This window comes from Nostocoides australiense Ben110, from assembly GCF_001050535.1.
Taxonomy (GTDB): Bacteria; Actinomycetota; Actinomycetes; order Actinomycetales; family Dermatophilaceae; genus Nostocoides_A; species Nostocoides_A australiense.
On the sequence record NZ_HG764815.1, the window covers coordinates 4,238,415 to 4,239,832 of the forward strand.

Annotated in this window: 1 protein-coding gene; it reads right to left on the bottom strand. The window is 70.3% G+C overall.

All coding sequences use genetic code 11. The features are described 5' to 3' along the window. Positions 1–3: 3 nt before the first annotated feature. Complete coding sequence (locus tag BN11_RS21010) at positions 4–1,362, bottom strand: ISL3 family transposase (RefSeq protein ID WP_048700423.1); 1,359 nt, start codon at positions 1,360–1,362, stop codon at positions 4–6. Positions 1,363–1,418: the final 56 nt, after the last annotated feature.

Sequence of the window (1,418 nt, forward strand, 5' to 3'; positions counted from 1 at the left end):
GGCTCATCGAACTTGAGCGGGCAACTCGTTGGTCCCAGCTGTAGCTCGTCGGTGTTGACGAGTGCAGGCCCAGCGTATGCGGCGGCGTTGGTTCTCGGTGTTGCGGAAGCCGAAGGCGTTGCGTCCTTGGTGCTTGGCGAGCCGGTTGTAGCCCTCGGAGCGGGCGTTGGAGTAGCCGGTGAGCAGGCCGGCCTCGATCGCGGGCCACCAGTTCTCGACGGTCGCGGCGAGGCGGTGGACCTCTGGGCTGTCGCTGGCGGCGGCGAGGGACAGGAAGCGCCACAGGCGGTGGGAGATCGCGGACCGGTCAGGGACCGAGGTTCCCGGTGTGGGCGCGAGGGCGAGCAGAGCCCGGAGGTTCTCCTTCACGGCGTAGGCGTGCAGGACCTCGATACCGAGATCGCCTTGGTCGATCAGCCCGTTCCACATGCGCGCGAACGAGGCCGGGGACAGGCGTTCGTGGGCGGTGAGCAGCCGCCGCCGTGAGACCCACTCGGGGTCACGCTTGCGGCCTCGACGGCCCCGCTCCTCACGGGTGGCGCGTTGCCGCACGGCGGTGACCATGTCGTTGCCGAGCCGGACCAGGTGGAACCGGTCGGCGACCAGGACCGCGCCCGGGAGGGCGTCGGCGACGGCCTTGGCGTAGGACGCGGACAGGTCGATACACACGTGGGTGACGTTGTCCCGCCAGGCTTTTGGCTGGTCGGTCAGCCAGTCCGAGACGACGTGCGCGGTCCGTCCATCGACATGCGCGAGCAGGCCGGCGGTGCCGTCGGCGTCGACGATGCCGGTCAGCCACCGGTCGGCGATGATCCGCCACCGGCCGGTCTCCTCGTCGCGGGCCCAGACCGGCTTGCCGCGGCGGGTCTCATCGATCCCGAGCACACGCACCGCCGGCACCGGCGCGGCCAGCTCGGCATCGACGTGCGCGACGAACGCGGCGTGCACGATCGGCCAGGACACCCGGTACCGGTCCACGGCCGCCTGAACACACGCGGCGTCGGTCGCGACCCGCTCACCACACTCGGCCCGCAGCCGGGACGTCAGCCTCGAGCGGGCCGGCACCGTGGCCAGTGACTCGGTGAATGTTCCTCTCGGGCAGGCCCGTTCGCGGCACCGCCACCGCGTCTTGTGCCACACCAACCGGACCGACGAGGCCCCGTACGGCAGGTCCCGCGGATGCGTGGTCGTGCGTTCCTTGACCGAGGTTGACAGCACCCCGCACTCCGGGCACGCTGCCGCGGACCGTTCATCGGTGACGACGTCCACGACCCGGCCGCCGTCACCATCGAGGGTGACCAACGCCACCGCAAGTCCCTCGATCCCCAACAGCAACGTCGCCGACCGCTGCCGTCGAACCATCCCTGTATGCGTACGCTGAACCAAGCCCGTGACCTCACCTTCGTGACCATGAACTG